The sequence below is a fragment of the Mesorhizobium sp. M7A.F.Ca.US.005.03.1.1 genome (assembly GCF_003997975.1).
GTDB classification, from domain to species: domain Bacteria; phylum Pseudomonadota; class Alphaproteobacteria; order Rhizobiales; family Rhizobiaceae; genus Mesorhizobium; species Mesorhizobium ciceri.
Genome location: NZ_RZRO01000065.1, coordinates 12,290 through 39,039, shown reverse-complemented (window position 1 = coordinate 39,039; position 26,750 = coordinate 12,290). Strand labels below are relative to the sequence as shown.

Genomic DNA, 26,750 nt, shown 5'->3' with positions numbered 1-26,750 from the left:
ACACCGGCCCCGGCACGAAGGTCGTTATCTCGATCCCGAACGAACCTCAGGAAAAAGGGAATGTGTCATGATTGAGCCGCTCAAGGTCCTGATCATCGAGGACGAAGCGCTGCTGGCAATGGAGCTGGAGAGCCTTGTCGAGGACGCCGGCCACAGCGTCGTCGGCTGGGCGACCTCTTCGGCGGAAGCCATGGCCATGGCGGATGCGACCGAAGCCGATATCGCCTTCGTCGACATCCATCTGAGTGACGGGCCGTCCGGCATCGACGTGGCCAAGTACATAGGCGAAAGGAAGAGTTCGACGGTGGTGTTCATGACCGCCAATCCGAAGCGCATCCCCGATCATTTCGCCGGCGCGATCGGCGTCATAGCCAAGCCTTACACGATGAACGGGCTGACGTCGGCGTTGCGGTACCTGCAGGAAGGCGTGCGCCGCCCGCCCCCCGTTTCGGCGCGGCCGGCCGGCTTCACCCTGTCGCCGGCCTTCGAAACCGCCTGGGCGCCGGCGGCATGACAGCTGAAGTCATTTCAGTTTTTCCCGAAGGAAGGCGATCGTTCTGCCCCAGGCGAGGTCAGCCGCCTTCTTGTCGTAGCGCGCCGCCGACGTGTCGTTGTTGAAGGCGTGGTTGGCGCCTTCATAAACATAGACCGTGTAGTCGACATGCGCCGCGTCGAGTTCCTTCTTGAAGGCGTCGATGCCGGCATTGATGCGCTCGTCGAGTCCGCCATAGTGCAGCAGCAAGGCCGCCTTGATCTTGGATATATCGGCGGCCTTCGGCTGCATGCCGTAATAGGCAACGCCGGCACTGAGATCGGGCGCGTTGACGGCCAGCATGTTGACCGTGCCACCGCCCCAGCAGAAGCCGATAGCGCCGACCTTGCCGTTGCCGTCCTTGTCGCTCTTGAGGAAAGCGACGGTCGCAACACCGTCAGCGATGGTCTGCGCCGGATCGAGCTTGCCGAACATGTCGCGCGCCTTGTCTTCGTCGGTCGGCGTGCCGCCGAGCGGCGACAGAAAATCCGGCGCCAGCGCCACGAAGCCTTCCAGCGCCACGCGCCGCGCCACATCGCGGATATGCGGGTTGAGCCCCCTGTTCTCATGCACGACGATGACGGTACCGAGCTTGCCCGCCTGGTTCGCCGGCTTGACCAGATAGCCCTTCATCTCGCCGCTGCCGCCGGGGTAGCTGATGTCCTCGCCCTTCACGCGCGGATCGTTGTCGGCGACGATTGCTGCTTGCGCCGAATTGGCCGCCAGAAGCGGCGCGATCGCTGCCGCCGCCGCACCTGATCCGGCAAGCCGGGTCAACTGCTCCATGAACCGGCGGCGATCGAGCGTCAGATGCGTGTACTCGTCATAGGCGTCGATCATCGCCTGGGTGATGGTGGGCTTGGCGTCGGGTCTCGTCATGGATGGGCTCCTCTGCTTCGGGCTTCAATTCCCAGCTACATAGGGACCAAGCCGGCATGATCCAGTCGAGCACTCATCGCTGCCGTCGATCGCCTCAGGCGTATGCCGCCGGCCACGTCCGGGCAGCAAAGCCGGTGCCCATGCGCGGCCGTGTCATCACTTTTTAGTCATTGGCGATAAATCCTGCTGGCGCTGCCACAATCGTGAAGGAAGGTGGCTATCGACGGTATCTTGACCGCGTGCCTCAGACCCAGAAGGAAGCGAGACCATGACCATGCCTTCCCCGATCCTCGCCAGCGCGGTCGTCCTTGCGGGGGCCGCCGCTTTGGCCCTACGCTCGATAGTTGTGAATGCAGGCAGACTATCGTTGATCAGGGTCCGCACTGAGCGGAACCGCAACACGAAAACCCAGGGTTGAGGTGACGCCATGAACGTCCAGGACATCGTCAACACCGTTTCGCAGAAGGCGGGCCTCGACCAGGCGACGACGGAGAAAGTCGTCGGCACCATTTTCTCGGTGCTCGAACACGAGGCGGAAGGCACCAGCGCCTCGGCGTTCTTCGCCAGGATCCCCGGCGCCGACGACCTCGCCCATCAATATGACGTCATGGCCGCCGCTCCGGCCGGCGGTGGCGGTTTTCTGTCGTCGTTGCAGGGCGCGCTTGGCGGCGTTCTCGGCGAGAAGGCCGGCGCGCTGATCAACGGCATCGCCGCGCTCAAGGCATCCGGGCTCGACATGGCGCAGATCCAGAAGGCCGGCGCGACGCTGATCCAGCAGGCCGAAGCCGCCGCCGGCCCCGACCTGACCAACAAGGTGCTCGGCTCGGTGCCCAGCCTGAAGGGTCATTTGGGGATTGGCTGATCGACAACGGGCCGATCGGAAGATTTCCCGCCCCTCATCGCCCAGTCGGGCACTTTTCCCCGTCACTATGCGGGGAAAAGATACCGGCACAGATGAGGGGCGGCGCGACCTCTGAAAGATCGCGTTACCCTGTCGCCCCTACTTCGGCAGCGCGTAGGCCATCACATAGTCACCAGGCTTGGTGCCGACCGAACCGTGGCCGCCGGCGACGATGACCACGAACTGGCGGCCGTCGGCGACCGTATAGGTCATCGGCGTCGATTGCCCGCCGGCCGGCAGCCGCGCCTGCCACAGCTGCTTGCCCGATGTCAGGTCGTAGGCGCGCAGGTAGTCGTCGACTGCGGCCCCCAGGAAGGCGACGCCACCGGCGGTGATCATCGGCCCGCCGATGCCGGGCACGCCGACCTTCAGCGGCAGCGGCAGCGGCGTCATGTCGTAGACGGTGCCGTTGCGGTGCTTGTAGGCGATCTTGCCGGTCCTGAGATCGGCACCGGCGACATAGCCCCAGGGCGGCGCCTGGCAAGGAATGCCGAGCGGCGACAGGAACGGTCCCATCACCACCGCATAGGGCGCGCCCTCGTTGCGGTTCAGCCCCTGTTCGCTGCCCCGCCCTTCGTCCGGCGGCGGCACCTGATCGCGCGGGATCAACTGCGACTTGAACGCCAGATAGGTCGGCATGCCGAACAGCACCTGCCGGACCGGGTCGACGGCGACGCCACCCCAGTTGAAGGTGCCGAAATTGCCGGGGTAGATCAGCGAGCCCTGGACGGAAGGCGGCGTATAGCGACCCTCATAGCGCAGGCCCTGGAATTCGATCCGGCAGGCCAACTGGTCGAACATGGTGAGGCCCCACATGTCGGCGCCGGTCAGCGGCTTCGGCATGAAGGTGAGATCGGAGACCGGCTGCGTCGGCGATGTGTGGTCGCCTTCGATCGCGCCGCCGGGCGCCGGCACTTCGTTGACCGCGATGACCGGCTCACCGGTGCGGCGGTCGAGCACATACAGATCGCCCTGCTTGGTCGGTCCGACCAGCGCCGGCACCACCGTGCCGTCGGGTTTGGTGATGTCGATCAGGCTCGGCTGCGCCGGTACGTCCATGTCCCAGAGATCGTGGTGCACGGTCTGCCGCACCCATCGCACCTGTCCGGTGTTGAGGTCGAGCGCGGTGATCGACGACGAGAACTTCTCGACATTGGCACTGCGCCCGGCGCCGAGCTGATCCGGCGTCTGGTTGCCGAGCGGCACGTAGAGCAGGCCGAGCTTCTCGTCGGCGCTCGGCGTCGACCACATGTTGGGCGAGTTGGCGGTATAGGTCTGGCCGGCCGGCAGCGGCGTCGTCTGGTCCGGATTGCCGGAATCCCAGTTCCACACCAGCGCGCCGGTGGCAGCGTCGTAGGCGCGGATGACGCCGGACGGCTCCTGCGTCGAATAATTGTCGTTGACCGCGCCGCCGACAATGATCTTGCCGCCTGAGATCAGCGGTGCCGAGGTCGAGTAATAATAGCCCGACTTCGGATAGGGCATGTTGGTCAGAAGGTTCAGCGTGCCGCCCTCGGCGAAAGCCGGGCAGATCTGCCCGTTGGCGGCGTCGAGCGCGATCAGCCGCGCATCCGAGGTCGGCAGGTAGACGCGGGTCGCACAGGGCTGGCCGGCGGCGCCGGCGGCATCGGCGTAATAGGCCACACCGCGGCAGGTCTGGTGCTGGCGGTCCTTGTCAAGCTTGACCTTGGGATCGAAGCGCCATTTCTCCTTGCCGCTCGCGGCATCGATGGCGATGGCGAAATTATGCGGCGTGCAGATGTAGAGCGTGTCGCCGATCTTCAGCGGCGTCACCTGATAGGTGGTCTCGCCGACATCGTCCGGTCCCTTCACGTCGCCGGTCTGGTAGGTCCAGGCAGGCTGCAGCTTGGCGACATTGTCCGGTGTGATCTGGTCGAGCGGCGAATAGCGCTGGCCGAACTGCGTGCGGCCGTAATAGTGCCACTCGCCGGCCGGCACGTCATTGCCGAGATTGGCGTTGGCGACCACCTTGTCGGTGCCGAGTTCGCCGGCAATGTCCTTCGGATCCGAAGTCATCGAATAACCGGCGACGGCCAGTGATGCCAGCACGGCAAGGATCAGCGGCGCGCGTGCGTCAGGGCCGACAAGACCCCGTCTCGCCCACGGCGTCAGTAGCCACAAAGCGAGAAGCACGATGACGCCGCCGCGAGGCCCGAGTTCCCACCAGTCGAAGCCGGTTTCCCAGACCGCCCAGGCCAGCGTGCCGAGCACGATCGCCGCGTAGAGCCACAGTGCGGTGGACCGGCGCCGGTAGAGCAGCCAGGCGGCGATCAGGAAGGCAAGGCCAGCAACGACATAGTACCAGCTGCCGCCCAGCATCGCCAGGCGGATGCCGCCGCCGCCGAGTGCCAGGCCGATGAGGAAAAGAATGAGGGAGGTGATGGTGACAGCCAAGATGATACTCCTTCGACTGTTGCGCTTTGCCACGCCAAGGACAGCCCGATGTCCCGTTCCTGCCCTGCGCACAGCTTTCTCCTGCCCGCCCCGCCTGTCAAGCTGGCCCACACGCCAAGGTGGCAATTCATCTTGCCTGCGGTCGGGTTATCGAGCAGTCTCCGTCGCAGCATCACCGTGGAGTAGACCGAGTCATGCCCTTCGTCTTTCCGCCATGGATGCGCATTGCCGGCGCGCTGTTCGGCTTCGTCGTGCTTATGGCTGGCAGTCAACCGGCGTCGGCACAAACGCTCGAGGAGATCAACAAGGCAAGCGGCTTCCACGAGATGCTGGCCGGCCTCGGCCCAAGCATAGTCGCCGGCATCAAATCCGTGCCGGGGCCGGAAAAAGTCAAGGAAGCCTTGTCCGCCGCCGCTGAAGGCGCTTTTGACGCTGACAGGATGGAGAAAGCCGTAGAGGCGCGGATGACGGGCCGGTTGCAGCCCGTCGATCTCACCGATCTGGCTGCTTTCTTCGATTCACCATTGGGCAGGCGGGTCACAGCCCTGGAGATCCAAGCGTCCGATCCGCAAGCCGTGGGGCGCAAGAAGATCGAAGGTCCGAAAATCCTTGGAGGACTTCAGGCGGGAGATCCGGCACGGCTCGCGCTGTACCGGAAAATCGTCGACGATACCAGCGCCGTGGACATGGCTGAAGCGATCGCATTGAACATGGGCTATGCGATGGTTTCGGGAATGCTCGCGGCAGCCGGGCAGCCTTTATCGGATCAGCAGATAATGGTGCTGGTGCATAAGCAGGCCGGCAACCTTCGTGAAAAAGCCGAAAAGGGGATCATGGAAGGAAATGCTTTCGCCTATCGTGACTTGTCGCTCGACGATCTCAGGCTTTACGCGGCATTTCTCGCGTCCCCTGCGGGCAGCCATTACTACGACCGGATGCAGACGGCACTCGGCGCCGTGATGACCGATGAGGCGCGTTCGTTAGGGCAGCGATTTTTCGTCGCTCTCGGCTACCGCAAGGCCTGAACAGCCCGTACATCCTTGCCGCCAGCACTTTAGCGGAACAAAACGTAGACAGTTCTGGTCTTTCCCCACCGAATCACTACATTCGGGGGCGATGTCCGGCTTTTCCGAAGACATGCCCTTTTTCGACGAACCCAATGCGCGGCCCTCGGCCCCGTCGGGTATCGCCGCGCGCGCCATGGCTGCCCGCAGCGGACACAACAACGCACCCGACTATCTGAAGGGCCTCAACCCGGAGCAGCGGCTAGCTGTTGAAACAACGGAGGGTCCGGTTCTGGTGCTGGCCGGCGCCGGCACCGGCAAGACCCGCGTGCTCACCACCCGCATCGCCCACATCCTCGCCACCGGCAAGGCGTTTCCGTCGCAGATCCTCGCGGTGACCTTCACCAACAAGGCCGCGCGCGAGATGAAGATCCGCATCGGCGTGCTGATCGGCGAAGGCAATGTCGAGGGCATGCCGTGGCTCGGCACCTTCCACTCGATTGGAGTGAAGCTGCTTCGCAGACATGCCGAACTCGCCGGCCTGCGCTCCGACTTCACCATCCTCGACACCGACGACGTCGTGCGGCTGATCAAGCAGTTGATCCAGGCCGAGGGGCTGGACGACAAGCGCTGGCCGGCCAAGCAGTTCGCCCAGATGATCGACGGCTGGAAGAACAAGGGGCAAGGCCCCGCCGACATTGCCGAGGGCGACGCGCGCGCCTTCGCCAACGGCAAGGGCCGCGAACTCTACAAGGCCTATCAGGAGCGGCTGAAGACGCTGAACGCCTGCGATTTCGGCGACCTGCTCTGCCACCCGATCCGCATCTTGCGCGCCAATCCGGACGTGCTGAAGGAATACCATAAGCGCTTCAAGTACATCCTCGTCGACGAGTACCAGGACACCAACACCGCCCAGTACATGTGGCTGCGGCTGTTGGCGCAAAGGCCTCAAGGCAAGCCGGGGGAGATTGGGCGCTCTTCGGCCGAAACCCGCGCCACCGTAAACATCTGCTGCGTCGGCGATGACGACCAATCCATCTATGGCTGGCGCGGCGCCGAGGTCGACAACATCCTGCGTTTCGACAAGGATTTCCCCGGCGCCACCATCATCCGGCTGGAGCGCAACTACCGCTCGACCGCGCACATCCTTGGTGCCGCCTCCCACCTCATCGCCCACAATGAGGGCCGCTTCGGCAAGACGCTGTTCACGGATCGCAACGATCCCGAGGATGGCAAGGTCAATGTCCACGCCGCCTGGGATTCCGAAGAAGAAGCCCGCGCCATCGGCGAGACCATCGAGGCCTATCAGCGCCAGAAGCACAATCTCAACGACATGGCTATTCTTGTCCGTGCATCCTTCCAGATGCGGGCCTTCGAGGATCGCTTCATCACACTCGGCCTCAACTACCGCGTCATCGGTGGCCCGCGCTTCTACGAGCGCCTGGAAATCCGCGACGCCATGGCTTTCTTCCGTGTCGTCGCGCAAGGCGCCGACGACCTCGCTTTCGAACGTATCGTCAATGTGCCCAAGCGCGGCTTGGGCGAAGCCACCATCCGCCAGATCCACGACACCGCCCGTGCGCTGCGCATCCCTATGCTGGAGGCCGCCGCCAAGCTCGCCGAAAGCGACGAGTTGAAGCCGAAGCCGCGCGCCGCCTTGCGCGAAGTGGCGGCCAATTTCGAGCGCTGGCAGAAGGCGCTGGAAACCACGCCGCACACCGAACTCGCCGAGACCATTCTCGAAGAGAGCGGCTACACGGACATGTGGAAGAACGACCGCTCGGTGGAAGCCCCCGGCCGGCTGGAGAACCTGAAAGAGCTGATCCGCTCGATGGAGGAGTACGAATCGCTGCGCTCCTTCCTCGAGCACGTCGCGCTGGTCATGGACGCCGAACAGAATGCCGGGCTCGACGCCGTCTCGATCATGACGCTGCATTCGGCCAAGGGCCTCGAATTCGAGACCGTGTTCCTGCCCGGCTGGGAGGAAGGCCTCTTCCCGCATCAGCGCGCGCTCGACGAAGGCGGCCGCTCCGGGCTGGAGGAAGAGCGCCGCCTCGCCTATGTCGGCCTGACGCGGGCCAAGAAGAACCTGCATATCTGGTTTGTCTCCAACCGCCAGATCCATGGCCTATGGCAGTCGACGATCCCGTCGCGTTTCCTCGAGGAATTGCCGAACGCCCATGTCGAGGTCGCTGAAAGCGGCAACTCCTACGGCGGCTACGGCAATTCCTATGGCGGCGGTTCCTTTGCCTCCGGCCGCGGCGGCCAGGGCGCAGGACGGCAGAACCCCTATGGCGCCTCGCGCTTCGACAATGTCGGCGCCGACAGCGAAAAATCCGGCGCCTTCTCCAACACCTATGCGACGCCGGGCTGGCAGCGCGCGCAGGCCAACCGCACCGAGGCGACCGACCGCAACTGGGGCTCGCGCTCCGGCCACCAGGTCGAGCGCATCGGCTACGGCGAGACGGACAGCGGCTACGGCGCCGGTCGCACCTCGGTCAAGGGCCGCACCATCGACGGCGAGCTGGTCGCCAAATCCGTCTCCGACAAGCCGTCCGCCTTCAACGTCGGCGACCGTGTCTTCCACCAGAAATTCGGCAACGGCAACATCTCGGCCATCGAAGGCAACAAGCTGACCATCGACTTCGACAAAGCCGGCCAGAAACGCGTGCTGGATGGGTTTGTGGCTGCGGTGTGAAGATGGCGTTTTCCCCGCGGAAGCCTCACCTTCGTCGTCCACGGGCGAAGCAAGGAGGGTAGCGACGCGGCGCAGACCCGTGGATGACGAAGTGATTGATGTCTACGCCAATCGTCAAGGCATGCGGTCCGCCAACGAAACAGCCCCTCACCGATACCGCGCCTGATTCCATTTGTGCCCCAGCAGCGACAGGATGATGATCAGCCCGTTGAAGAACTGCACATAGAAACCGCTCAATCCCGCCGCCACGACGCCGGTCTGGATGAAGGACACGGTAACCGCGCCGATGACGCCGCCGACGACGGTGCCGATGCCGCCCCAGGTCGGCGTGCCGCCGACGAACACCGAGGCCAGCACCGGCAGGAGATAGCCGTCACCGGCGGTCGGCCACCAGGTGAAGTTGATCATCACCGAGAAGGTGCCGGCGATCGCCGCACCGATGCCGACGAAGACGAACACTTTCACCCGCACGCGCTTGACGTCGATGCCCATCTGCTGGGCGCTGTCGGGATTGTCACCCACCACCCTCACCTGCGCGCCGAAACGATGGCGGTTATAGAGCATCGCCGACAGCACGACGAAGCCGATGGCCCAGAAGATCTGCACCGGAATGCCCAGGAGCTGGCTGGAGAAGATCGTGTAGGCCCAGCTGTCGCTGAGGCTGGTCAGCGCCATCGACTTGCCCTCGTTGATGATCTGGATCAGGCCGCGCAGCAGGAAATTCATGCCCAGCGTGGCGATCAACGACGACAGCCCGCCATAGACGACCAGCGAGCCTACGAGGAAGCCGAGCAGCATGCCGGTGACGAGTGCCGCGGCGATGCCGAGAAACGGATCGTAACCGGCCTGCACGACCAGCGCGAAGACCCATGAGGCGAAGCCCATCGTTGCCGGAAACGACAGGTCAATCTCGCCGCAGGTGACGACGAAGACCAGCGGCACCACCACGAACAGCGCAACGGGGAGCGTCGTCAGCACCGAACGGTAGAGATACCAGGTGGTGAAAACGGTCGGGTTGGCGATCAGGAACACCGTCATCATGACGATGAACACGGCGAGCGTGCCGAGCGCGGCACGGTTGTCGAGGATGAAGCCGCGCATCCAGTGATCGGATGGGTGCCTCCATTCCTTCTGAGAACTGGGACGGGGAATGCCGGAGGACGGCTCGTGCAGGTCGGGCTCCATGGTCTTGCTCATCGTGCTCTCTGCTCCGCGTCGCCGGCATCGTGCAGCCCGGCCAATCCGCCGGGATGCGCAACCTCTTCCATGAAGTTGATGAGGTCTTCGGCCGACTTGACCTCGCTGCGGTCGGTCGTCAGTGCGATCCTGCCGCGATCCAGCACCACGAAGCGGTCGGCGATGTCGAAGACATGATGGATGTTGTGGCCGATGAACAGGATCGAGCGGCCGCTCGCCCGCACCTGGCGCACGAAATGGAATACCTTGGCGGTTTCGGTCAGCGACAGCGCCGTCGTCGGTTCGTCGAGGACGATCAGCTCGGCCTGCTTGTAGATGGCGCGGGCGATCGCCACGCCCTGGCGTTCGCCGCCCGAAAGCTGGCCGACGATCGACTGCGGCGTGAACACTTTCGAGGTGAAGCCGATCTCGCGCATCAGCCGGCTTGCCTCCTCGATCTCCTTGTTGACCCTGAGAAAGCCCAAGAATCCGGTCAGCTCGCGGCCCATGAAGATGTTGCGAACGATGGTCTGCTGCACGGCCAGCGCCCGGTCCTGGAACACCGTCTCGATGCCGGCTTCGCGGGAACGCGCCGCGCTCCACCCGGTCACCGGCTTACCACGCACGAGGATTTCGCCGCTGGTCGGCTTGACCACGCCCGAGAGGATCTTGATCAGCGTCGACTTGCCGGCGCCATTGTCACCGAGCAGGCCGACCACCTCGCCGCGGTCGACGCTGAGATTGACCCCGCCCAGCGCATAGACCTGGCCATAGGACTTGCTGATGTCGCGCAGTTCGATGAGGCGTTCGGCCATCGGATGCTCGCTTTCATTGTCTCGTGCCGGCGTCGTCGCCAGCGGTCCCGCCGGCCGGGGCCTGAGATCCCGGCCGGCGGCTTGGGAGGTCAGCGCAGCGCCTGCTTGGCGAGCTCGGCGACGATCTCGTAATTTTCGGGCGTGACGAAGCCGGCGCCGGTGTCGACATTCATCGGCGCCAGCCCCAGCACAACCTGCTGGCAGAGGCTGAGGATCGGCAGATAGCCCTGCAGGAACGGCTGCTGGTCGGCGGTCAATTGCACCCAGCCGCCCTTGAAACCCTCGACGATCTGCGGGCTGGTGTCGAAGCCGAAATTGAAGATCTCGCCCGCCTTGCGTCCGGCCGCCTGCATATAGGTCGAGACATTGCCGAGCATCTGCCCGCCGGGATAGCCGACCGCCTTGACGTCGGGATTGTTGAGCAGCGCCGCGGTGATCACCGGAATGGCCAGGTTGGGATCGGACGCCCATTCGCCGCTCGGCGGTGAGGACAACTGGATGACCTCGACGCCGGCTTCCTTGAGCGCCGCCACCGTGCCACGTTCGCGCGCGCCGCGACTTTCGTTTTCGAACGGACCGATCATGATCGCCTTGTCGCCGGCCTTCAGCTTGCCCAGTTTGAACGCCTCGGCGCCGAGCGCGCGGCCCTGCTGTTCCTGCTGGGCGCCGACATAGCCGCCGCCGAACGCTTCCACCACCTTCGGCACAGGCACGTTCTGGTACATCATCTTGATGCCATCCTTGTGCGCCTGTTCGGCGAGCGGCATGATCGATGCATCGCCCGGATGGCCCATCATGGCGATGCCGTTGGGCTTGACCGCGACGGCCTCGCGCAGTTGCTGAACCATCTTTTCGATGTCCCACTGGGAGAAGATGTAGTCGACCTTCGGCCCCAGATCGGCCTCTGCCTGCTTGGCGCCATTGTAGACGATGGTGCCGAAAGCGTCGCCCTCGGCGCCGCCGACGAAGAAACGGATGTGGACGTCCTTGCACCATTTGGCGTCGAGCGCCTGCGCGGGCAAGGTGGAGATCGCAGCGGCAAGCACCGTGGCGGCGGCCACGACGGTCGAGCGCAGAACTGTCCTTCTCATCGTCATGCTCATGCACTTATCCTCCCTTTTTGTCCTCGCAAGCGAGGGGTTTCGACATTCGCTTCGGCAATGTGCGTTGCAGACATCCCGGCCGGCTCCTCCCGCCGGCCGATCCTCACATCGGGTTCGGCAGGTAGCTGGCCCCTCCCCGGCATTGCTTGAGATATTCCAGCGCCCGCACCTGGCCGGTGATCTCGAGGTCGCCGCGATAGACCGGGTCGTGCCAACCTTCGATATCGATGGCCCCCTTGTAGCCGGCCAGCCGCAATTCGCTGATCACCCGCGTCCAGTCGCTGTCGCCGAAGCCCGGCGTTCGCATTTGCACGAAGGGCAGCCGGCCGAACACGCCATGCTCGCGGATGACATCCCAGCGCACCGTCGCGTCCTTGCCGTGGACGTGGAAGATGCGCGGCGCCCATTTGCGGATCTGCGGCATCGGATCGATCAGATAGACGAGCTGGTGGCAGGGCTCCCATTCCAGCCCGAGATTGTCGTCCGGCACTTCGTTGAACATCAGCTCCCAGGCGTCCGGATTGTGGGCGATGTTCCAGTCGCCGGCGGCCCAGTTGCCGTCCATCGCGCAGTTCTCGAAGGCGATGCGCACGCCCTTGTCGGCGGCGCGTCTGGCCAGCGGTCCCCAGACCTCCTTGAAGCGCGGCAGGCTGTCGGTCAGCTTCTTGCCGCGCAGGCGGCCGGTGAAGCCGCTGACCATCGAGGTGCCGAACAGATGCGCATTGTCGATGACCGTCTCCCAGGCCTTGAGCACGCCGCGATCGACCTCGCCGTCTTCCAGCGGATTGCCGAACACGCCGAGCGAGGACACGGTGACGTCGGCATCGCCGATCGCCTCGCGGATCTGGCCGGCCAGCCGCGGCAAATCCTTGCCGCCCAGCGTCTGCCAGAAGAAGGGCTGGATGCTCTCGAAGCCGAGCGGCAGGATCTGCTTGATGTAAGCCGCCGGGTCGTCGAGATTGGCCCGCACCATGGTGCCGATCCGGATGTCGAGAAGCGGGTTCGGCGTCATTGTGCTTCCTCTGCGATTGTCACGCGGCGGCCGGTCTCGGCGCTTTCGATGGCGCCAAAAACCATGGCCAGGCTCTTGATGTTGTCGCCGCCGCGCGTTTCCGGCTCGGTGCCGGTCTCGATGGCGTGCATGAAATCCTGGAGAATGCCGAGATGGCCGCCGACGCGATCGGACGCATCGAGCGGCGGCACCTCGATCGGCTGGGTTTTGTCGAACATTCCCTCGCGGCCCGGCATCACTGCTTCTGCCCTCAAATCGTCATGACCGTCCCAGATGAGGCTGCCGCGCTCGGCAACGATGCGCCATGCACTTTCCCAACTGGTGCGGAAGCCGGCCGCGCACCAGCTGCCGGCGTAGGTGAAGACCTTGCCGTCGCCGAGATCGAAGACGGCGCTGGCCGAAGATCCCTGCCTGTACCAGGAACTGGCCGGCTCCCATTCCTGGCAATAGACGCCGGCCGGCTCGCCATTCACCATGTAGCGAGCGGCGTCGAAGGTGTGGATCGCCATGTCGAGCAGCAGCACATGGGCCATCTCCTCGCGAAAACCGCCGAAATGCGGCGCGACGAAGAAGTCGGCGTGGATGCTGGTCGGCGCACCGATGGCGCCGGAGTCCAGGAACCTCCGGATGCGCCTGACATTGGCGACATAGCGGCGGTTCTGCACGACCGCATGGATGCGCCCGGCGCGACGCGCGGCCTCGACGATGGCGCGCGCATTTTCCGGACTGTCGGCGAGCGGCTTTTCCGTCAGCAGATGGCAATTGTGCGCAAAGGCGGACAGCGCGACCGCGCGCCGGGCGGCGGGAACCACGACATCGAACACCGCTTGCGGTTTGATCTGATCGAGGACGGTATCGAGGCTGCTGCCGATGACGGCATTGGTGAGGCCGTATTCGTGCGCCCGCGCCCGTGCCCTGTCGGCATCGAGATCCACAAGGCCGACAATGGCGAGCCCGTCGACTTGCTGCGCGGCATCGAGCCAGGCCTTGCTCATCGCTCCGCAGCCGACCAGGACGGCATTGATCATCCGGCGCTCCTCCTCCGCTCGGTCCCTCCAGACCGATCGTCACGGCATCCACGGCATGACCGTAAACGTTTTTCCGTAAACGTTTACGAGAACACACCCGAAGGCGTAGAATGTCAATTGGCCGCTCGTGAAAATCGTCCTGTCGCCTTGGCCTGAGCGGCTACCGGTGCTAGCCAAGCAAGGGGAGTACAGTCACTTGGCATCCAGCATTCATGACCTTGCCCGTCACCTGAACATTTCGATCGGCACGGTATCGCGGGCGCTGAACGGCCGCGCCGACGTCAATGCCGACACGCGCCAGCGCGTGCTCGAGGCGGCCAGGACGCTCAACTATTCGCCGAACCAGTCCGGCCGCAGTCTGCGGCAAGGCGCCACCCATTCGATCGCCTTCATGCTGCAGCCGCATCCGGGCGACCAGCAATATGGCGAGCCGTTCTTCATTCCGTTCCTGATCGGGCTGCAGGCCAGGCTTGCGGAAAGCGGGCTCGACCTGACCGTGGTCATGGGCGCGCCGGGCGACTACCAGCAGGAGCGCCTGCGCCGCGTCGTCGAGACGCGCCGCGCCGATGCGGTGCTGCTGGCCTGGACGCGGCGCGAGGATGAACGCATCGACTATCTCACCCAGGCCGGCTTTCCCTTCGCCACGCTCGGCCGCAGCCGCTCCGGAACCAAGTCCTACCCTTCCCTCGACCTCGATTTCGAGAAGGCCGGCGCCGACGCGGTCGACCGCCTCGTGGCGCGCGGCCACCGCCGCATCGCCGCCGTCCGCCCGTCGCTCGACCTCAATTTCGGCTATCTGTTTTTGGCCGGCTATCGCAAGGCCTTGCGGCGGCACGGCATCGAGGTCGACCCCGAGCTGATCGCGTCCGGCTTCATCAACGAGGCCGGCGGCTACGGGGTGACGCCGCAGGTGATGCGCTCCAAGGCTCCGCCGACCGCCATCATCTTCAACAATGACGCGATGGCGCTGGGCGGCTGCAAGGCGCTGGCAGAGATGGGTATCAGGCCGGGTCACGACATGGCAGTGACCGTCATCGTCGACACGCCGCTCTGCCGCTATTTCTCGCCAGCCCTGACCGCCTTCCGCCCGGCGCTGGAGCCGATGGGACAACGGCTCGCGGAAATGCTGCTGGCGTCGCTTCCCGCCTTCGCCGGCCCGGAGGGTCCGCGGATCATCCGCGAGGTCTGGCCGCTGGAACTGGTCGCGCGCGACAGCGATTAATCGCAGCAGCAGGACCTGGCGAATTTGTCAAACGCTGAGCCAGGGTGTGTTGAGATTCAGGTCAGGCCGAGCCGAAAATGATGGCTTTTGAGAACCGGAGCGGAGCGGACATTCGGGTCCGTGAGCACCGGAAGCGCAGAAAGCCGTCGTTTGCAGGCCGGCCTCACCTGAATATCGACATACCCTAGTCCACCTTCTTCTCGCCTCGCTCCCCGGCCTTGACGATGTCGCCCGTGGTGAACAGGATTTCCTTCAGTTCCGCGCGCCAGTCCTTCTTCTGGCGCAGCAGGAATTCGAGATCCATGCCGAAATGCTTGAACTCCTCGCCCTGCGCGTTCTTCATGATGGCGCGCGCCTGCGGGTCCTTCTCCACCGACATGCGCTGTTCGTACCAGCTGATCGCTTCCGCCTCCTCGATCAGCGAGGTGATCATGCGGGCAAAGGTCCGCACCTCCTGCGACAGTTCTTCAGGCGGTTCGTGATACTGGTCGAAACCCATGTCGTCCTCCCCTCAAACAGCACACCGGTGCGCAGTGCACCGGCCGCAGCCTTGAATGCGCGGGAGGCGCTATAGGTTCCGGATCACGCCACAACCAGGGCGATCAGCGGGAGCCAGCCTCAAGACACCGGCGCCGCTCCGCCCTCTGCCGTGCGCCGCGCGATGAACTCGTCCAGCACGCCTGATGTGGCGACGGCCGAGGTCGGCGGCGCGAAATCGGCAAGCACCCGCCTCCAGACACCGGTGGCGCGCTCGCTCGCCGTCTTCGAGCCGCTTTGCGTCCAGTTGCCGAAATTCGACCAGTCCGCCACCAGCGGCTCGTAGAAAGCGGTGCGGTAGCGGGCCACGGTGTGGCTGGCCGAGAAGAAATGCCCGCCCGGCTGCACCTCGGCGATAGCTTCGAAACCAATCGTGTCGGTGTCGCCGGGCGTCGCAGCACAAAGTTCAGCCACCGTCTGCAGCGCCTCGATGTCGGTGATCAGTTTCTCGAAGGAGACACTGAGGCCGCCCTCCAGCCAGCCGGCAGCATGGATGCACATCGTCGCCCCGGCCAGCACCGAGCCCCACAGCGCGAACTGCGTCTCGTGCGCGGCCTGCGCGTCGGAGATGTTGGCCGCACTGCCGCCGCCGGACCGCCAAGGCAGCCCGGTGAAGCGCGCCAGTTGGCCGGCGCCCAGCGTCGCCTTGACGTGCTCGGGCGTGCCGAAGGCGGGCGCGCCGGATTTCATGTCGACATTGGAGGAGAACGAGCCGTAGACGACCGGCGCACCCGGCCTCACGATCTGCGCCAGCGTCAGCCCGGCCAGCGCTTCGGCATGCTGCAGCGTCAGCGCGCCGGCGACCGTTATCGGCGCCATGGCGCCCGCCAGGCAGAACGGCGTGATGACGGAGACCTGCCCCGCGCGAGCGAAATCGATGATGCCTTGCGCCATCGGAATGTCGAGCTGACGCGGCGAGTTGGTGTTGATGACGGTGTAGCAATGCGCGCTTGCCAGAAACTCCTCTTCCGACAAGCCGCGCGCCAGCCGCAGCATCTCGAACCCGTCCTCGACTTGCGGCGTTCCGCGCGCGAAGACGAACGGGAGCTTGTCCGACAGCGTCAACTGCGCGCGGTTGACGGCATAGTGCCGAAAGCGGTTGTCGACATCCTGAGGTTCGATGCAGGGCCCCAGCATATGCAGCACATCGAAATGCTGCACCAGCCGCATCAGATCCTCGAAATCCGCCAGTGTTCCCGGCCGCCGGCCGCGCTCGAGATCGGTGACGTTCGGCGCCCCGCACCCGGCCAGGAAGGTCATCGAGCCGAGCTCCAGCGTCAGATCGCGGGCGCGCGAACCGGCGTAAGCGTGGATCGACTTCGGCGCCGAGGCGAGTGCCGCCGTCACCATGTCACGGCCGATGCGCACCATGTCGGTGTCTGGATCGACCAGGGCGCCGGCATTGGCAAAATGCTCACGCGCTTGCGGCAGCAGCACCTTGATGCCGAGCTCTTCCAGCACCCGCAGCGCCGTGTCGTGGATCGAAGCCACCTGGTCGTCCGAAAAGATCGGCTGCGGCAGGAACGGGTTCTTCAGCGAATGGTAATTGGGACGGCGGCTGCTTTCGCTACCGGCCTCGCCCGTGCGTCCACGCCGGCGCTCGCGCCTGCCGTCCCGTGCCGCGTCATCGACCATCGGAAATCCTCCTCATTGCCGCATTGCCTTGCCCAGGGGATCGTAGGGCGAGGCCGCGACGACACGCGCCGGCCGTTCCTCACCTACGACATGCACGGAGAGCGCGGTGCCCTCGCCCGCGAAATCGCGGTCGACCAGAGCCAGCGCCAGGCTCTTGCCGACCGTATAGCCATAGCCGCCCGAGGTGACGAAGCCGACGCGTCGGCCCTGATGCCAGACAGGCTCAAAACCGCTGGCATCGGCGTCGAGCGCATCGATTTCCAGCGTCACCAGGCATTGGCCGCTGCCGGCCTCCCGCTGTTTCAACGCTGCTTCGCGGCCGATGAAGTCGCTCTTGCCGAAAGCGATGAAGCGGTCGAGACCGGTCTGGCCCGGCGTATAGCCTTGCGTGAATTCACGCGACCAGATGCCAAAGCTCTTCTCCAGCCGCAGCGCATTGAGCGCATAGTAGCCGATTTCAGCAAGGCCCAGATCCTCGCCCGCAGCCAGCAGCGTGTCGCGCAACGTGGCGTGCATGGTCACGGGGCAACTGATTTCGAAGCCGAGTTCGCCCGCGATCGACAGCCGCGCCACACGTGCCTGCACCATACCGATGTCGAATGCGCCACAGGCCATGAACGGCAATGCTGCGCCGGAAACATCCTGATGCGTCGTGCGCTCCAGAATCTCCCGCGCATTCGGCCCCGTGAGCAGGAAGCCGCTCATCGTGTCGGAGAGGTCGGCGATGGTGACGCCCTCCGCCGCATGGCTCTCGAACCAGCGCATATGGAATTCCCGGAGATAGTAGGAGCCCATCAGCCAATAAGAGCCGCCGCCCCAGTTGAAGACGGTGAGGTCGCCCTTCAGCCGTCCGTCATGGCCGAGCATCGGCGCCAGGCCGGCCCGCCCCGCCTTCGGCAATCGGCAGGCGAGCAGCCGGTCGAGCCACGCCTCCGCACCCAGCCCCGACACCGCATAGCGCGCATAGGCCGAGATATCGACGAGGCCGGCGGCGCGCCGCACCTGCAGCGCCTCCTCGCCGACGATGTCGAAGGCGTTGGAGCGCCGCAGCGTCGTGCTCTCGGCAAATCCCATCGGCGCGAAATAGGCCGGGATTTCCAGCCCCCAGGAAGCCGTCCATTCGCATCCCGCCGCGCTCATGCCGTCATAGGCGCCGGGGCGTTTCAGCGGCCGGCCGGCGGGCAGCCGTTCATTGGGAAAGGTCATGACGAACCGGCGCGAATAGAACTGGCGCGTCGTCTGCCTGAGATATTCGCGGTTGGCGGCGAAGGCACCGTAGCGAGCGATATCCATGCCGAAGATGTCGGCCTGCGGTTCGCCGAAAATCATCCATTCGGCCAGCGACTTGCCGACGCCGCCGCCCTGGCTGAAACCGGCCATGACGCCGCAGGCGACCCAGTAGTTCTTCAGGCCGCGCACCGGCCCGACAATCGGATTGCCGTCCGGCGTGAAGGTGAAGGCGCCGTTGACCCATTTGCGGATACCGGCCGTCGCCAGGCAAGGGAAGCGCTCATGCGCCTTGGCGAGTTCCGGGCTGATGCGGTCGATGTCTTCCGGGATCAGCTCTATGCCGTAATCCCACGGCGCTCCGTCCATGTTCCAGTGCTTTGGGTTCTGCTCATAGACGCCAAGCAGCACACCCTTGCGCTCCTGCCGCAGGTATGAAAAGCCGTCGAGATCGACGGCGATGCCGATTTCCCTGTCAAGTGCTGCGATCTCCGGAATGTCATCGGTGATGAAATAGTGGTGCTCCATCGGCGTCACCGGCAGGTCGACGCCGGCCATGCGGCCGAGCTGCTTCGCCCACAGCCCGCCGGCATTGACGACATGCTCGGCGATGATGGTGCCCTGCTCGGTGATGACGTCCCAGCGCCCGTCGGCACGTGCTTTCAGCTCGACGACCCGGTTGCGCAAGATGATGTCGGCGCCGCGCTTCTTCGCAGCACCCGCATAGGCATGCGTGGTACCGTACGGGTCGAGATGGCCTTCGTTGGAATCATGCAGGCCGCCAAGAACACCGTTGACGTCGACGATCGGGCAGATCGCCTTGATCTCGTCGGGCGTGACCAGGCGCGCGGTCTCGATGCCGACCGACTGGAACACGGCCCAGGCTGATTTCAGCCACTCCCAGCGCGCGGGATCGCTGGCGATGTTGACGCCGCCCGTCATGTGCAGGCCGATATCCCAGCCGGATTCGGCCTCGATCTCCCGGTAGAGATTGATGGTGTAGTCCTGCAGCGCCGCCACATTGGGATCGGCGTTGAGCGCATGGAAGCCTGCCGCCGCGTGCCAGGTCGAACCGGCCGTCAGTTCTGCGCGCTCGATCAGCGCCACATCGCTCCAGCCGAACCGCGTCAGGTGATAGAGCACCGAGGCTCCGACCACGCCACCTCCGATGACGACTGCGCGGTAGTGCGACTTCAAGGCTTCCCCTCCACGGTTGGTCCGAAGACTGGAGTATATATCCACTGGACATAAGTGTCCAGTGCCGGCGCGCGCGCATCGTTTTTCGTCGACCGCCGGCATGCACTGCGCGCTGTCACGCAAGCATCATGTTCGCGCCGTAGACCGCGTTTCGGGGAGGCTTGCGCAACATCATCGATGTCGTACCTCTTTCAGTTTTTCGTCCCCCGGCCGCTCCGGCACATCCGTCACAAAGAGGATTATCCATGAAGCACCTGTATCGACCCGCGTCGCTTGGCGTCGCGCTGGCCTTGTTCACCGCCTTGGCGCCGGCGCTCGCCGACAGCACCGCGACCGTCGGCGGCCTCGTCAACAAGGGGCTGGTCGGCGTCGGCCGCATCCCGGCCGCTCAGCGCGACAAGTTCGGCGAGACCTTCGGCTCGGGTTCCGGCATGGCGATCGACGCATCAGGCTGGACGCATGACACCGCCGGCTACAGGGGTTCGCTCTGGCTGTTGCCGGACCGTGGCTACAATGTCGTCGGCACCACCGACTACCGGCCGCGCCTCAACACGATCGCCATCGAATTTGCTCCGGTCGCACCGGGCGCTGCACCTGCTGCCGGCCAGGAGCAGACGGGCGTCAAGGCAACGCTCGCCGACACCATGCTTCTCACCGACGACAAGGGGGCTGATGCCACAGGCCTCGACCCACTCAACGGCGTGCGCGCGGCAAGCGGCGACATGCCGATCCTGCCGCAAGCCGACAATGGCAAGCTGGCGCTCGACAACGAGGCGATCGTGCGGCTGCCCGATGGTTCGATGTTCATCTCCGACGAATACGGCCCGAACATCTATCGGTTTTCCGCCGACGGGCATCTGCTGTCGGCAACCCAGCCACCGGCCGCCTTCGTGCCGATGCGCCACGGCACGCCGAACTTCGCCTCGGACAATCCGGGACCCGGTGCCGCCGAGCCCGATCCGAAGGACCCCGAGACCGGCCGCCAGAACAACCAGGGCCTGGAGGGAATGGCGATGACGCCGGACGGCAAGTTCCTGATCGCGGTGCTGCAATCGGCGCCCCGGCAGGATGGCGGCGATTCGCCCGCGACGCGCCAGAACACGCGTGCGCTGGTCTATGACGCGTCCGACCTCGCCCACCTCAAACTGGCGCATGAGTATGTCGTGCCGTTGCCGGTGTTCAAGGATGCCAAGGGCAAGACCAAGATCGCCGCGCAGAGCGAGATCGTGGCGCTCTCCGACAAGACCTTCCTGATGCTGGCGCGCGACAGCGGTAACGGCCAGGGGCTGAAGGGCGACACCTCGCTGGTGCGCCAGATCTTCGTCGTCGACGTCTCGGCCGCGACCGACATCGCCGGCGGCGCCTTCGATGCCGCCGACAAGCCGCTGGCGCCCAAGGGCGTGCTCGACCCGTCGGTGATGCCGGCCAAGCTGACGCCGTTCATCGACATCAACGACAAGGGCGAACTCGGCCGCTTCGGCCTGCACAATGGCGCGCCGAACGACAAGAACAACCTGTCGGAGAAGTGGGAGGCGATGTCGGTGGTCAGCGTTCTCGATCCGAAGCTGCCCGACGACTACTTCCTGTTCGTCGCCAACGACAACGACTTCCTCGCCCAGGACGGTTTTCAGGTCGGCGCACCCTACAAGGCGGAAGACGGCGCCGATGTCGACACCATGTTCCTGGTCTATCAGGTCACGCTGCCGGGTCTCGCCGGGAAGTAACGGCCACTGCACGGGCGGGCGCGCTTGGCGCGTCCGCTGGGCTCGCGGCAGGCATGAACGGGGCAGCGGCCTTTCAGCCGCGCGTTCGCAAGGGTGCATCTCGGTCCCGCCTGCGATATCATCGTGGACTGGATCCAAATCACCATCCGCCGAGTTGCCCGCCATGGACGAAAAAATGCCCGCGCGCCGGCGCACCGGCGACCTGACCAGCGGCCCGATCCCGCGCACGCTTCTGCTGTTCGCCCTGCCGGTGCTCGGCTCCAACGTGCTGCAGTCGCTCAACGGCTCGATCAACGCCGTCTGGGTCGGCCGTTTTCTCGGCGAATCGGCGCTGACCGCCACCTCTAACGCCAACCTCGTCCTGTTCCTGATCCTCGGCACTGTGTTCGGCATCGGCATGGCGGCCACCATTCTGGTGGCCCAGTCGGTCGGTGCCCGCGACCTGCCCGAGGCGCGCCGCATTGTCGGCACCAGCGCGACATTCTTCTTCCTCGTCTCGGTTGTCTTCGCGGTCTGCGGCTGGATCTGGGTTGACGCCATTCTCAACACGCTCGGCACACCGGCCGACGCCTTGCCGCTGGCGCGCTCCTATCTGCGCATCATCTTCGTCGCCGTGCCGATGATGAACCTTCTGTCCTTCGTCATGACCGTGCTGCGCGGTGCCGGCGATTCACGCACGCCCTTCTTCTTCATGGCGCTGGCCGTCGTCCTCGACATCGTGCTCAACCCATTGCTCATCGCCGGCATCGGACCGTTTCCCGAACTCGGCATCGCGGGCTCCGCCACGTCCACGCTGATCGGCCAGACGGTAAGCGTGATCGCCATCCTGATCGTTCTCTATGTGCGCAAGCATCCGCTGCGGCTGGCCGGCGCCAATCTCGCTCTGTTGCGGCCCGATCCCACCTTGCTGCGCATCGTCGTCTTCAAGGGCGTGCCAATGGGCCTGCAGATGATCGTCATTTCGGCGGCGGCACTGACGGTGATGGGCATAGTCAATTCCTACGGCTCACAGGTCGCCGCCGCCTACGGCATCGCCGCCCAGCTGTGGACCTACATCCAGATGCCGGCGCTCGCCATCGGCGCCGCGGTGTCCTCGATGGCGGCACAGAATGTCGGCGCCGGGCGCTGGGACCGGATCGGCCGCATCGCCGCCTCAGGCGTCGGCTTCAACCTCGTCCTGACCGGCGCACTGGTTGCCGTGCTGTCGGTTTTCGACCGTTCGGTGCTGAGCCTGTTCCTGAGCCGCGACAGCGCGGCGATCGACATCGCCGTCCACATCAACAATGTCGCCTCGTGGTCGTTCATCCTGTTCGGCATCACCATCGTGCTGTTTGCCACCGTACGAGCCACGGGTGCCGTGATGCCGCCGCTGATCATCCTGGTCATTTCGGTGCTGGTCGTGCGCACCGGCTTTGCCTATTTCATGCGTGGCGTGATCGGCGAGGAAGCGTTGTGGTGGAGCTTCCCGGCGGGTTCGATCAGCTCGCTTGTACTGGCGGCGGCCTACTATCGTTTCGGCCGCTGGCGCACCACGCACATGATCGAGGACAGGCCGGCCGCCGGCGAGCCGCCGGACACCGGTCTTGGCGTGCCGCGCGGACGCGCGCATCTTTCGCCTGAAACACCGAACGGCTGAAGCCAACCCGGTTCCGCTGGACCGCTCCAGGCCCTCAACGCCGTTGTTGTTTCAGCCCAAAAGCCAGCGCCACCAACGCAAACACCACGATCATGCCGGCGAACGCCAGGCTGGCAGCGACGGGACTGGCATAGGTCGAAACGATGCCGATGCCGATGACGGGCAAGGCGTTGCCGACAAAGCAGCAGATGAAGAAGCTGGACACCACTTCGGCGCGACGATCCTTGGGCGCGATCTCGTTCACCACTTGCAGGCCGCCACGGTAACCAAGCGCCGCCGCAACGCCGCAACAGGCCGTCGCAGCAACCATCAGTGCCATCGAGGCCAATATCTGCGCCGCCATCACCAACGAGACGCTTGGGATCATCAATGCCAGCGCAGCCAGCATCGCCTTGTTGCTCTTCATGTGCATCAGAACGACAATGCTGATCGCGGTGACGATCGCCAGCTCGAAGAACAGCGCGCCGGCGACGGCATGGTTGGTCTCATGCAGCTGCTGCGCCAGGATGCTCGGCGCCAACGCGGCGTAGAACCCGACCAGCGCCATCGCGCCGAAGCCGGTCACCGCCGGCGCGACGAAGCGCGCACGGATTTCCTCCGGGACGGAAAGTCGCGGCCGCAAGGAGATCCGCCCGAGGCCGCCCGGCTTCGACACCGTTTCGCGAGTGCGCCAGACCAGGATCGTCACCACCACAAGTGCTGCCAGATAGACGATGAAGATCAGCCGCAACGGCCATGGCTCGTATTCAGCCAGAAATCCCGAAATCAGTGCGCCGAGGCCGAGGCCGAGGAAGTTGGTGCTGGTGGCAATCACACTGGCGCGCGACTTGTCCGCGCCGGGAAGAAGCTCGGCAATCCACGCGGTTCCGGTCCCCGCGCCGACGCCGATGCCAAGCCCGCTCAGGATGCGGGCGACGTCGAGCGAGACGACGTTTACGGCAAACAGGAAGACAAGCGCACTGACGATGGCGACGAGCATGGCCGCCAGGCTCGCGGGCCGGCGTCCGACAATATCGGAGACGCTGCCCAACATCAGAAGTGCCGCCAGATTGCCGACGACATACACGGCGTAGATCAGCGTCAGGGTGATTTGTGAAAAGCCGAATTGCTGCTTGTAGACGATGTAGAGCGGCGTCAGCACCGTGCTGCCGGCAAACAGCACCGCAATCATCGCGGCGACGGTGGGGATTGCGAGAGCATCGCCACCTGCCCCTTCGTGCGTATGTGCAAAATCGCGAATGGCCATGGCCAACCTCGTCACCAATTTCGGGGATCGAGGGGTCTAACGCGGTTTCATCCACGACGTTCCCGCCGACAGGCAGGCTCCTGACAGCACGGTGGACATTGCCTGAGCGGGATATCCGCCGGCTGAACAGGCTCGGATCGGGGCCAGCGGCTCATCTATCGTTCAACCGGTCGGCCTTACCTGCAAGGAAAGCCGGGCGCGATCTTGCACTTGCCGGGACGCGGCCTGTGCGGCGGCCGATGGTGCGGAGGACGGTGCGGCTTGTGCCAGTGTGGCGGCCGATGCGGCGGACGCACGATGATGATTGGCGGGCGAACGATCTGTGAGCGTTCGAGATAACCGGCGCTGGCCCAGCCGCTCACGCCACCGCCATGGATTCTACACCAGCCCGGCTGGCAGCCGGTGACATTGACTCTGAAGCCGGCGGGCAGCGTTCCCACTTTGGCGTATCCCGCTCCCGGCCCGCTGCGGACGTTGAGGTTGGTCGAGGTGTGAGCGCTGTAGGCGAAGGCCGCGGCGGACGTCCCGAACACCGCGGCCATGATGGTCGCGGCCACAAGCAGAAAACGAAATCTCATCAGTCCCCTCCATTCGAATCCCGGCCGTTCACCTGCTCCGGCCAAGATTGCCCTGCAAGAGGAGCGGCCAAGCCAAGAAAAGTCAACAGGTGGGCGGCCGTAACCGTCCTGGCCAACGGGACTGATGCCGGATTTTCCTTGGACATGGTTGAGGAATTTCACGGTTGCCATTTATTGGCTCCTCAACATCCGCTAGCGTTTACTCTCTTTCGACAATTCATCACGGGCAAAGGTGGGATCCATGGGCAAAGGCAGGGTCGAGGCATTCACCGATGGCGTCGTGGCTATCATCATCACCATCATGGTGCTTGAGTTGAAAGTGCCGCATGGCGAGGATTTCTCCGCCTTGGTGCCGTTGTGGCCGATCTTCTTCTGCTACGTGCTGTCCTTCATCAATGTCGGCATCTACTGGAACAATCTGCACAACATGTTCCACACCGTTCAGCGGGTCGACGGGCGCGTGCTGTGGGCGAACCTCAATCTGCTGTTCTGGCTGTCGCTGATGCCGGTGACCACAGCCTTCATGGGCGAGAACCACTTTGCGCCGGTGCCGGTAGCAGTCTATGGCACCGACCTCGCGCTATGCGCCATCGCCTACACCATACTCGCCGCCGCGCTGCATCGCCTGCACGGCAATGATACCGCCTTTGCCAAGGCGCTGGGTAATGACCGCAAGGGGAAGCTCTCGCTGGCTGTCTATATCGTGGCCGTCGTGCTGACCTTCGTCAGCCAGTGGATCGGCGTCGCGCTCTATGTGCTGGTCGCGATGATATGGCTCGTACCGGATAGGCGCTTTGCGCGGGTGATCGAAAAGTAGCTGTCTTCACACATTTTCAAGGCAGAGCGCTGCACGGCTTTCCCAGAGTTGCCCTACTTGCGCATCGCTTTCAGTTTTTCCGCCACCGATGCGGCGAGGTCGGCATAGAGCTCCTCCAGCCGTTCCGCGGCCTTGATGATCGAGAAATCATGGCCGAATTTTTCCAGCGCCATGCGCAGTTTCTCGACGAACTCGGCTTGTTTCTCCAGCGCGGAAAAGAGTGTCTTCACCTGCGCTTCGCTGATGTCGGGATTGGCCAGCATCTGCGGCACCTCGCGGCCCATCTGGTCGCCAATGGCGGTCTGCTCCTTCAGAATTGCAACCCAGTCCGTCAATCAGGAACCTCCGTTTGTCCCCAGGCCTAAATCTCTTTTGCGGGGACAAGGGGCAACATGCGCAGCCTCGGCCGGACTGGTCAACCCGACAAGACGAGCAGAGGCTTGCACCGGCCCGTTCCGGCGCTAAGTTCGGCGCCATCGAACAAGGAATCCATCGCCCATGATCACCGACGCCGAGATCCAGACCGCCCTGCCCGCGCTTGCTCCAGGCAATGCCGCCGTGATCACCGGCGCTGCCAGCGGCATCGGTCTGGCGGCCGCCAAGCGGCTTGCATTGCTAGGCATGAAGATCGTGCTGGCCGACATTGGCGGCGCGCGGCTTGACGACGCCTCGCGCGCCGTTTCCGCGATTGCCGGCGACGGTGCCGTGCTTGCCGTCGCCGCCGACGTTTCGAAGGCGGATGAGGTGGACCGTCTCGCCGAGAGGGCGTTCGGCGCCTTCGGCGGCGTGTCGCTGCTGATGAACAATGCCGGCGTGGGCGACAACCCCGGAAAGCCGTGGGAAAACCGCGATGCCTGGAAACGGCTGCTGGACATCAATTTCTGGGGCGTTGTGCATGGCGTGGAGGCCTTCGCGCCGCGCATGCTGGCCTCGGCCAGGCCGGGTCTGATCGTCAACACAGGCTCCAAGCAAGGCATCACCACGCCGCCCGGCAATCTTGCCTACAATGTCTCCAAGGCAGGAGTGAAAGCCTTCACGGAAGGCCTGGCGCACGCGTTGCGCAACGAACCCGGCGCCCATGTCGCTGCCCATCTGCTGATCCCCGGCTTCACCTTTACCGGTCTGACCGAGGGTGCGACGGAAAAACCGGCCGGCGCCTGGACCGGCGAACAGGTTGTGGATTTCATGCTGGAATCCCTGACCAGGGGAGATTTCTACATCCTGTGCCCGGACAATGAGGCGGCCCGGCCGCTGGATGAAAAGCGCATGGCCTGGGCGATCGGCGACATCATCGAGAACCGCCCCGCTTTGTCGCGCTGGCATCCGGACCACAAAGGCAGTTTCGCAGCCTTCATGAAAGGCTGATCT

General features: G+C 64.6%; 22 protein-coding genes. 9 read left to right on the top strand and 13 right to left on the bottom strand.

Annotation, left to right across the window (positions count from 1 at the left end; translation table 11 throughout):
- The first annotated feature begins 67 nt into the window (after nt 1-67).
- Nucleotides 68-514 carry a response regulator gene (locus tag EN990_RS23680; protein ID WP_013531002.1) on the top strand — a complete coding sequence of 149 codons (447 nt, stop codon included), beginning with the start codon at nt 68-70 and terminating at the stop codon, nt 512-514.
- A 9-nt stretch (nt 515-523) separates the two neighbouring features.
- On the opposite strand, the gene EN990_RS23675 is transcribed toward EN990_RS23680, so the two are convergent.
- Nucleotides 524-1,411 (bottom strand): dienelactone hydrolase family protein, encoded by an 888-nt coding sequence (locus EN990_RS23675; protein WP_127368750.1) that lies wholly within the window; start codon nt 1,409-1,411, stop codon nt 524-526.
- 427 nt (nt 1,412-1,838) lie between these two features.
- On the opposite strand from EN990_RS23675, the gene EN990_RS23665 reads away from it, so the two are divergent.
- Complete coding sequence (locus EN990_RS23665) at nt 1,839-2,273, top strand: hypothetical protein (RefSeq protein ID WP_127368749.1); 435 nt, start codon at nt 1,839-1,841, stop codon at nt 2,271-2,273.
- A gap of 138 nt (nt 2,274-2,411) precedes the next feature.
- Here the strand turns inward: EN990_RS23665 and EN990_RS23660 are convergent, their stop codons facing one another.
- Nucleotides 2,412-4,727, bottom strand: coding sequence for a glucose/quinate/shikimate family membrane-bound PQQ-dependent dehydrogenase (locus EN990_RS23660; RefSeq protein ID WP_063168289.1), 2,316 nt, complete (start codon nt 4,725-4,727; stop codon nt 2,412-2,414).
- Nucleotides 4,728-4,921: 194 nt separating this feature from the next.
- Between EN990_RS23660 and EN990_RS23655 the strand changes: the two genes are divergently transcribed.
- Both EN990_RS23655 and EN990_RS23650 read left to right on the top strand, forming a co-directional pair.
- Nucleotides 4,922-5,752 carry a DUF2059 domain-containing protein gene (locus EN990_RS23655; RefSeq protein ID WP_063172472.1) on the top strand — a complete coding sequence of 277 codons (831 nt, stop codon included), beginning with the start codon at nt 4,922-4,924 and terminating at the stop codon, nt 5,750-5,752.
- Between the two features lie 91 nt (nt 5,753-5,843).
- Nucleotides 5,844-8,429: a UvrD-helicase domain-containing protein gene (locus tag EN990_RS23650; RefSeq protein ID WP_127388399.1), complete on the top strand. Its 2,586-nt coding sequence runs from the start codon at nt 5,844-5,846 to the stop codon at nt 8,427-8,429.
- A gap of 147 nt (nt 8,430-8,576) precedes the next feature.
- On the opposite strand, the gene EN990_RS23645 is transcribed toward EN990_RS23650, so the two are convergent.
- The 5 genes from EN990_RS23645 to EN990_RS23625 all read right to left on the bottom strand — a co-directional run bounded on the left by EN990_RS23645 (nt 8,577) and on the right by EN990_RS23625 (nt 13,563).
- Nucleotides 8,577-9,626: an ABC transporter permease gene (locus tag EN990_RS23645; protein ID WP_127369458.1), complete on the bottom strand. Its 1,050-nt coding sequence runs from the start codon at nt 9,624-9,626 to the stop codon at nt 8,577-8,579.
- Complete coding sequence (locus tag EN990_RS23640) at nt 9,623-10,420, bottom strand: ATP-binding cassette domain-containing protein (RefSeq protein ID WP_127369457.1); 798 nt, start codon at nt 10,418-10,420, stop codon at nt 9,623-9,625. The genes EN990_RS23645 and EN990_RS23640 overlap by 4 nt, the downstream gene beginning before the upstream one ends.
- A gap of 89 nt (nt 10,421-10,509) precedes the next feature.
- A complete protein-coding gene (locus tag EN990_RS23635; protein ID WP_013530992.1) occupies nt 10,510-11,523 on the bottom strand; it encodes a substrate-binding domain-containing protein in 1,014 nt (337 codons plus the stop codon).
- 103 nt (nt 11,524-11,626) lie between these two features.
- A complete protein-coding gene (locus EN990_RS23630) occupies nt 11,627-12,535 on the bottom strand; it encodes a sugar phosphate isomerase/epimerase (protein WP_013530991.1) in 909 nt (302 codons plus the stop codon).
- Entirely contained in the window at nt 12,532-13,563 is a 1,032-nt protein-coding gene (locus EN990_RS23625; protein WP_027160620.1) for a Gfo/Idh/MocA family oxidoreductase, read from the bottom strand. Before EN990_RS23625 ends, EN990_RS23630 begins: the two co-directional genes overlap by 4 nt.
- 196 nt (nt 13,564-13,759) lie before the next feature.
- Between EN990_RS23625 and EN990_RS23620 the strand changes: the two genes are divergently transcribed.
- Complete coding sequence (locus tag EN990_RS23620) at nt 13,760-14,785, top strand: LacI family DNA-binding transcriptional regulator (protein ID WP_024501441.1); 1,026 nt, start codon at nt 13,760-13,762, stop codon at nt 14,783-14,785.
- Between the two features lie 184 nt (nt 14,786-14,969).
- Here EN990_RS23620 and EN990_RS23615 read toward each other — a convergent pair whose 3' ends face one another.
- The 3 genes from EN990_RS23615 to EN990_RS23605 form a co-directional block, all read right to left on the bottom strand.
- Nucleotides 14,970-15,284: a hypothetical protein gene (locus EN990_RS23615; RefSeq protein WP_013530988.1), complete on the bottom strand. Its 315-nt coding sequence runs from the start codon at nt 15,282-15,284 to the stop codon at nt 14,970-14,972.
- A 119-nt stretch (nt 15,285-15,403) separates the two neighbouring features.
- On the bottom strand, nt 15,404-16,957 hold the full coding sequence (locus EN990_RS23610; protein WP_127368904.1) for a trimethylamine methyltransferase family protein: 1,554 nt from the start codon (nt 16,955-16,957) through the stop codon (nt 15,404-15,406).
- Between the two features lie 12 nt (nt 16,958-16,969).
- Nucleotides 16,970-19,381 carry an FAD-dependent oxidoreductase gene (locus EN990_RS23605; RefSeq protein ID WP_063168294.1) on the bottom strand — a complete coding sequence of 804 codons (2,412 nt, stop codon included), beginning with the start codon at nt 19,379-19,381 and terminating at the stop codon, nt 16,970-16,972.
- Between the two features lie 245 nt (nt 19,382-19,626).
- On the opposite strand from EN990_RS23605, the gene EN990_RS23600 reads away from it, so the two are divergent.
- Nucleotides 19,627-21,105 carry an esterase-like activity of phytase family protein gene (locus tag EN990_RS23600; protein ID WP_013530985.1) on the top strand — a complete coding sequence of 493 codons (1,479 nt, stop codon included), beginning with the start codon at nt 19,627-19,629 and terminating at the stop codon, nt 21,103-21,105.
- A 175-nt stretch (nt 21,106-21,280) separates the two neighbouring features.
- Nucleotides 21,281-22,741: an MATE family efflux transporter gene (locus EN990_RS23595; RefSeq protein ID WP_244506837.1), complete on the top strand. Its 1,461-nt coding sequence runs from the start codon at nt 21,281-21,283 to the stop codon at nt 22,739-22,741.
- A 34-nt stretch (nt 22,742-22,775) separates the two neighbouring features.
- On the opposite strand, the gene EN990_RS23590 is transcribed toward EN990_RS23595, so the two are convergent.
- Together EN990_RS23590 and EN990_RS23585 are read right to left on the bottom strand one after the other, a co-directional pair.
- On the bottom strand, nt 22,776-23,987 hold the full coding sequence (locus tag EN990_RS23590; RefSeq protein WP_127388398.1) for an MFS transporter: 1,212 nt from the start codon (nt 23,985-23,987) through the stop codon (nt 22,776-22,778).
- A 176-nt stretch (nt 23,988-24,163) separates the two neighbouring features.
- Entirely contained in the window at nt 24,164-24,736 is a 573-nt protein-coding gene (locus tag EN990_RS23585) for an SH3 domain-containing protein (RefSeq protein WP_245469202.1), read from the bottom strand.
- Between the two features lie 70 nt (nt 24,737-24,806).
- Between EN990_RS23585 and EN990_RS23580 the strand changes: the two genes are divergently transcribed.
- Entirely contained in the window at nt 24,807-25,382 is a 576-nt protein-coding gene (locus tag EN990_RS23580; protein WP_013530981.1) for a TMEM175 family protein, read from the top strand.
- Nucleotides 25,383-25,435: 53 nt separating this feature from the next.
- On the opposite strand, the gene EN990_RS23575 is transcribed toward EN990_RS23580, so the two are convergent.
- Complete coding sequence (locus tag EN990_RS23575) at nt 25,436-25,717, bottom strand: hypothetical protein (RefSeq protein ID WP_027160626.1); 282 nt, start codon at nt 25,715-25,717, stop codon at nt 25,436-25,438.
- A gap of 163 nt (nt 25,718-25,880) precedes the next feature.
- Here EN990_RS23575 and EN990_RS23570 point away from each other — a divergent pair, with 163 nt between their 5' ends.
- Nucleotides 25,881-26,747 carry an SDR family NAD(P)-dependent oxidoreductase gene (locus EN990_RS23570; protein WP_127385041.1) on the top strand — a complete coding sequence of 289 codons (867 nt, stop codon included), beginning with the start codon at nt 25,881-25,883 and terminating at the stop codon, nt 26,745-26,747.
- Nucleotides 26,748-26,750 lie beyond the last annotated feature (3 nt).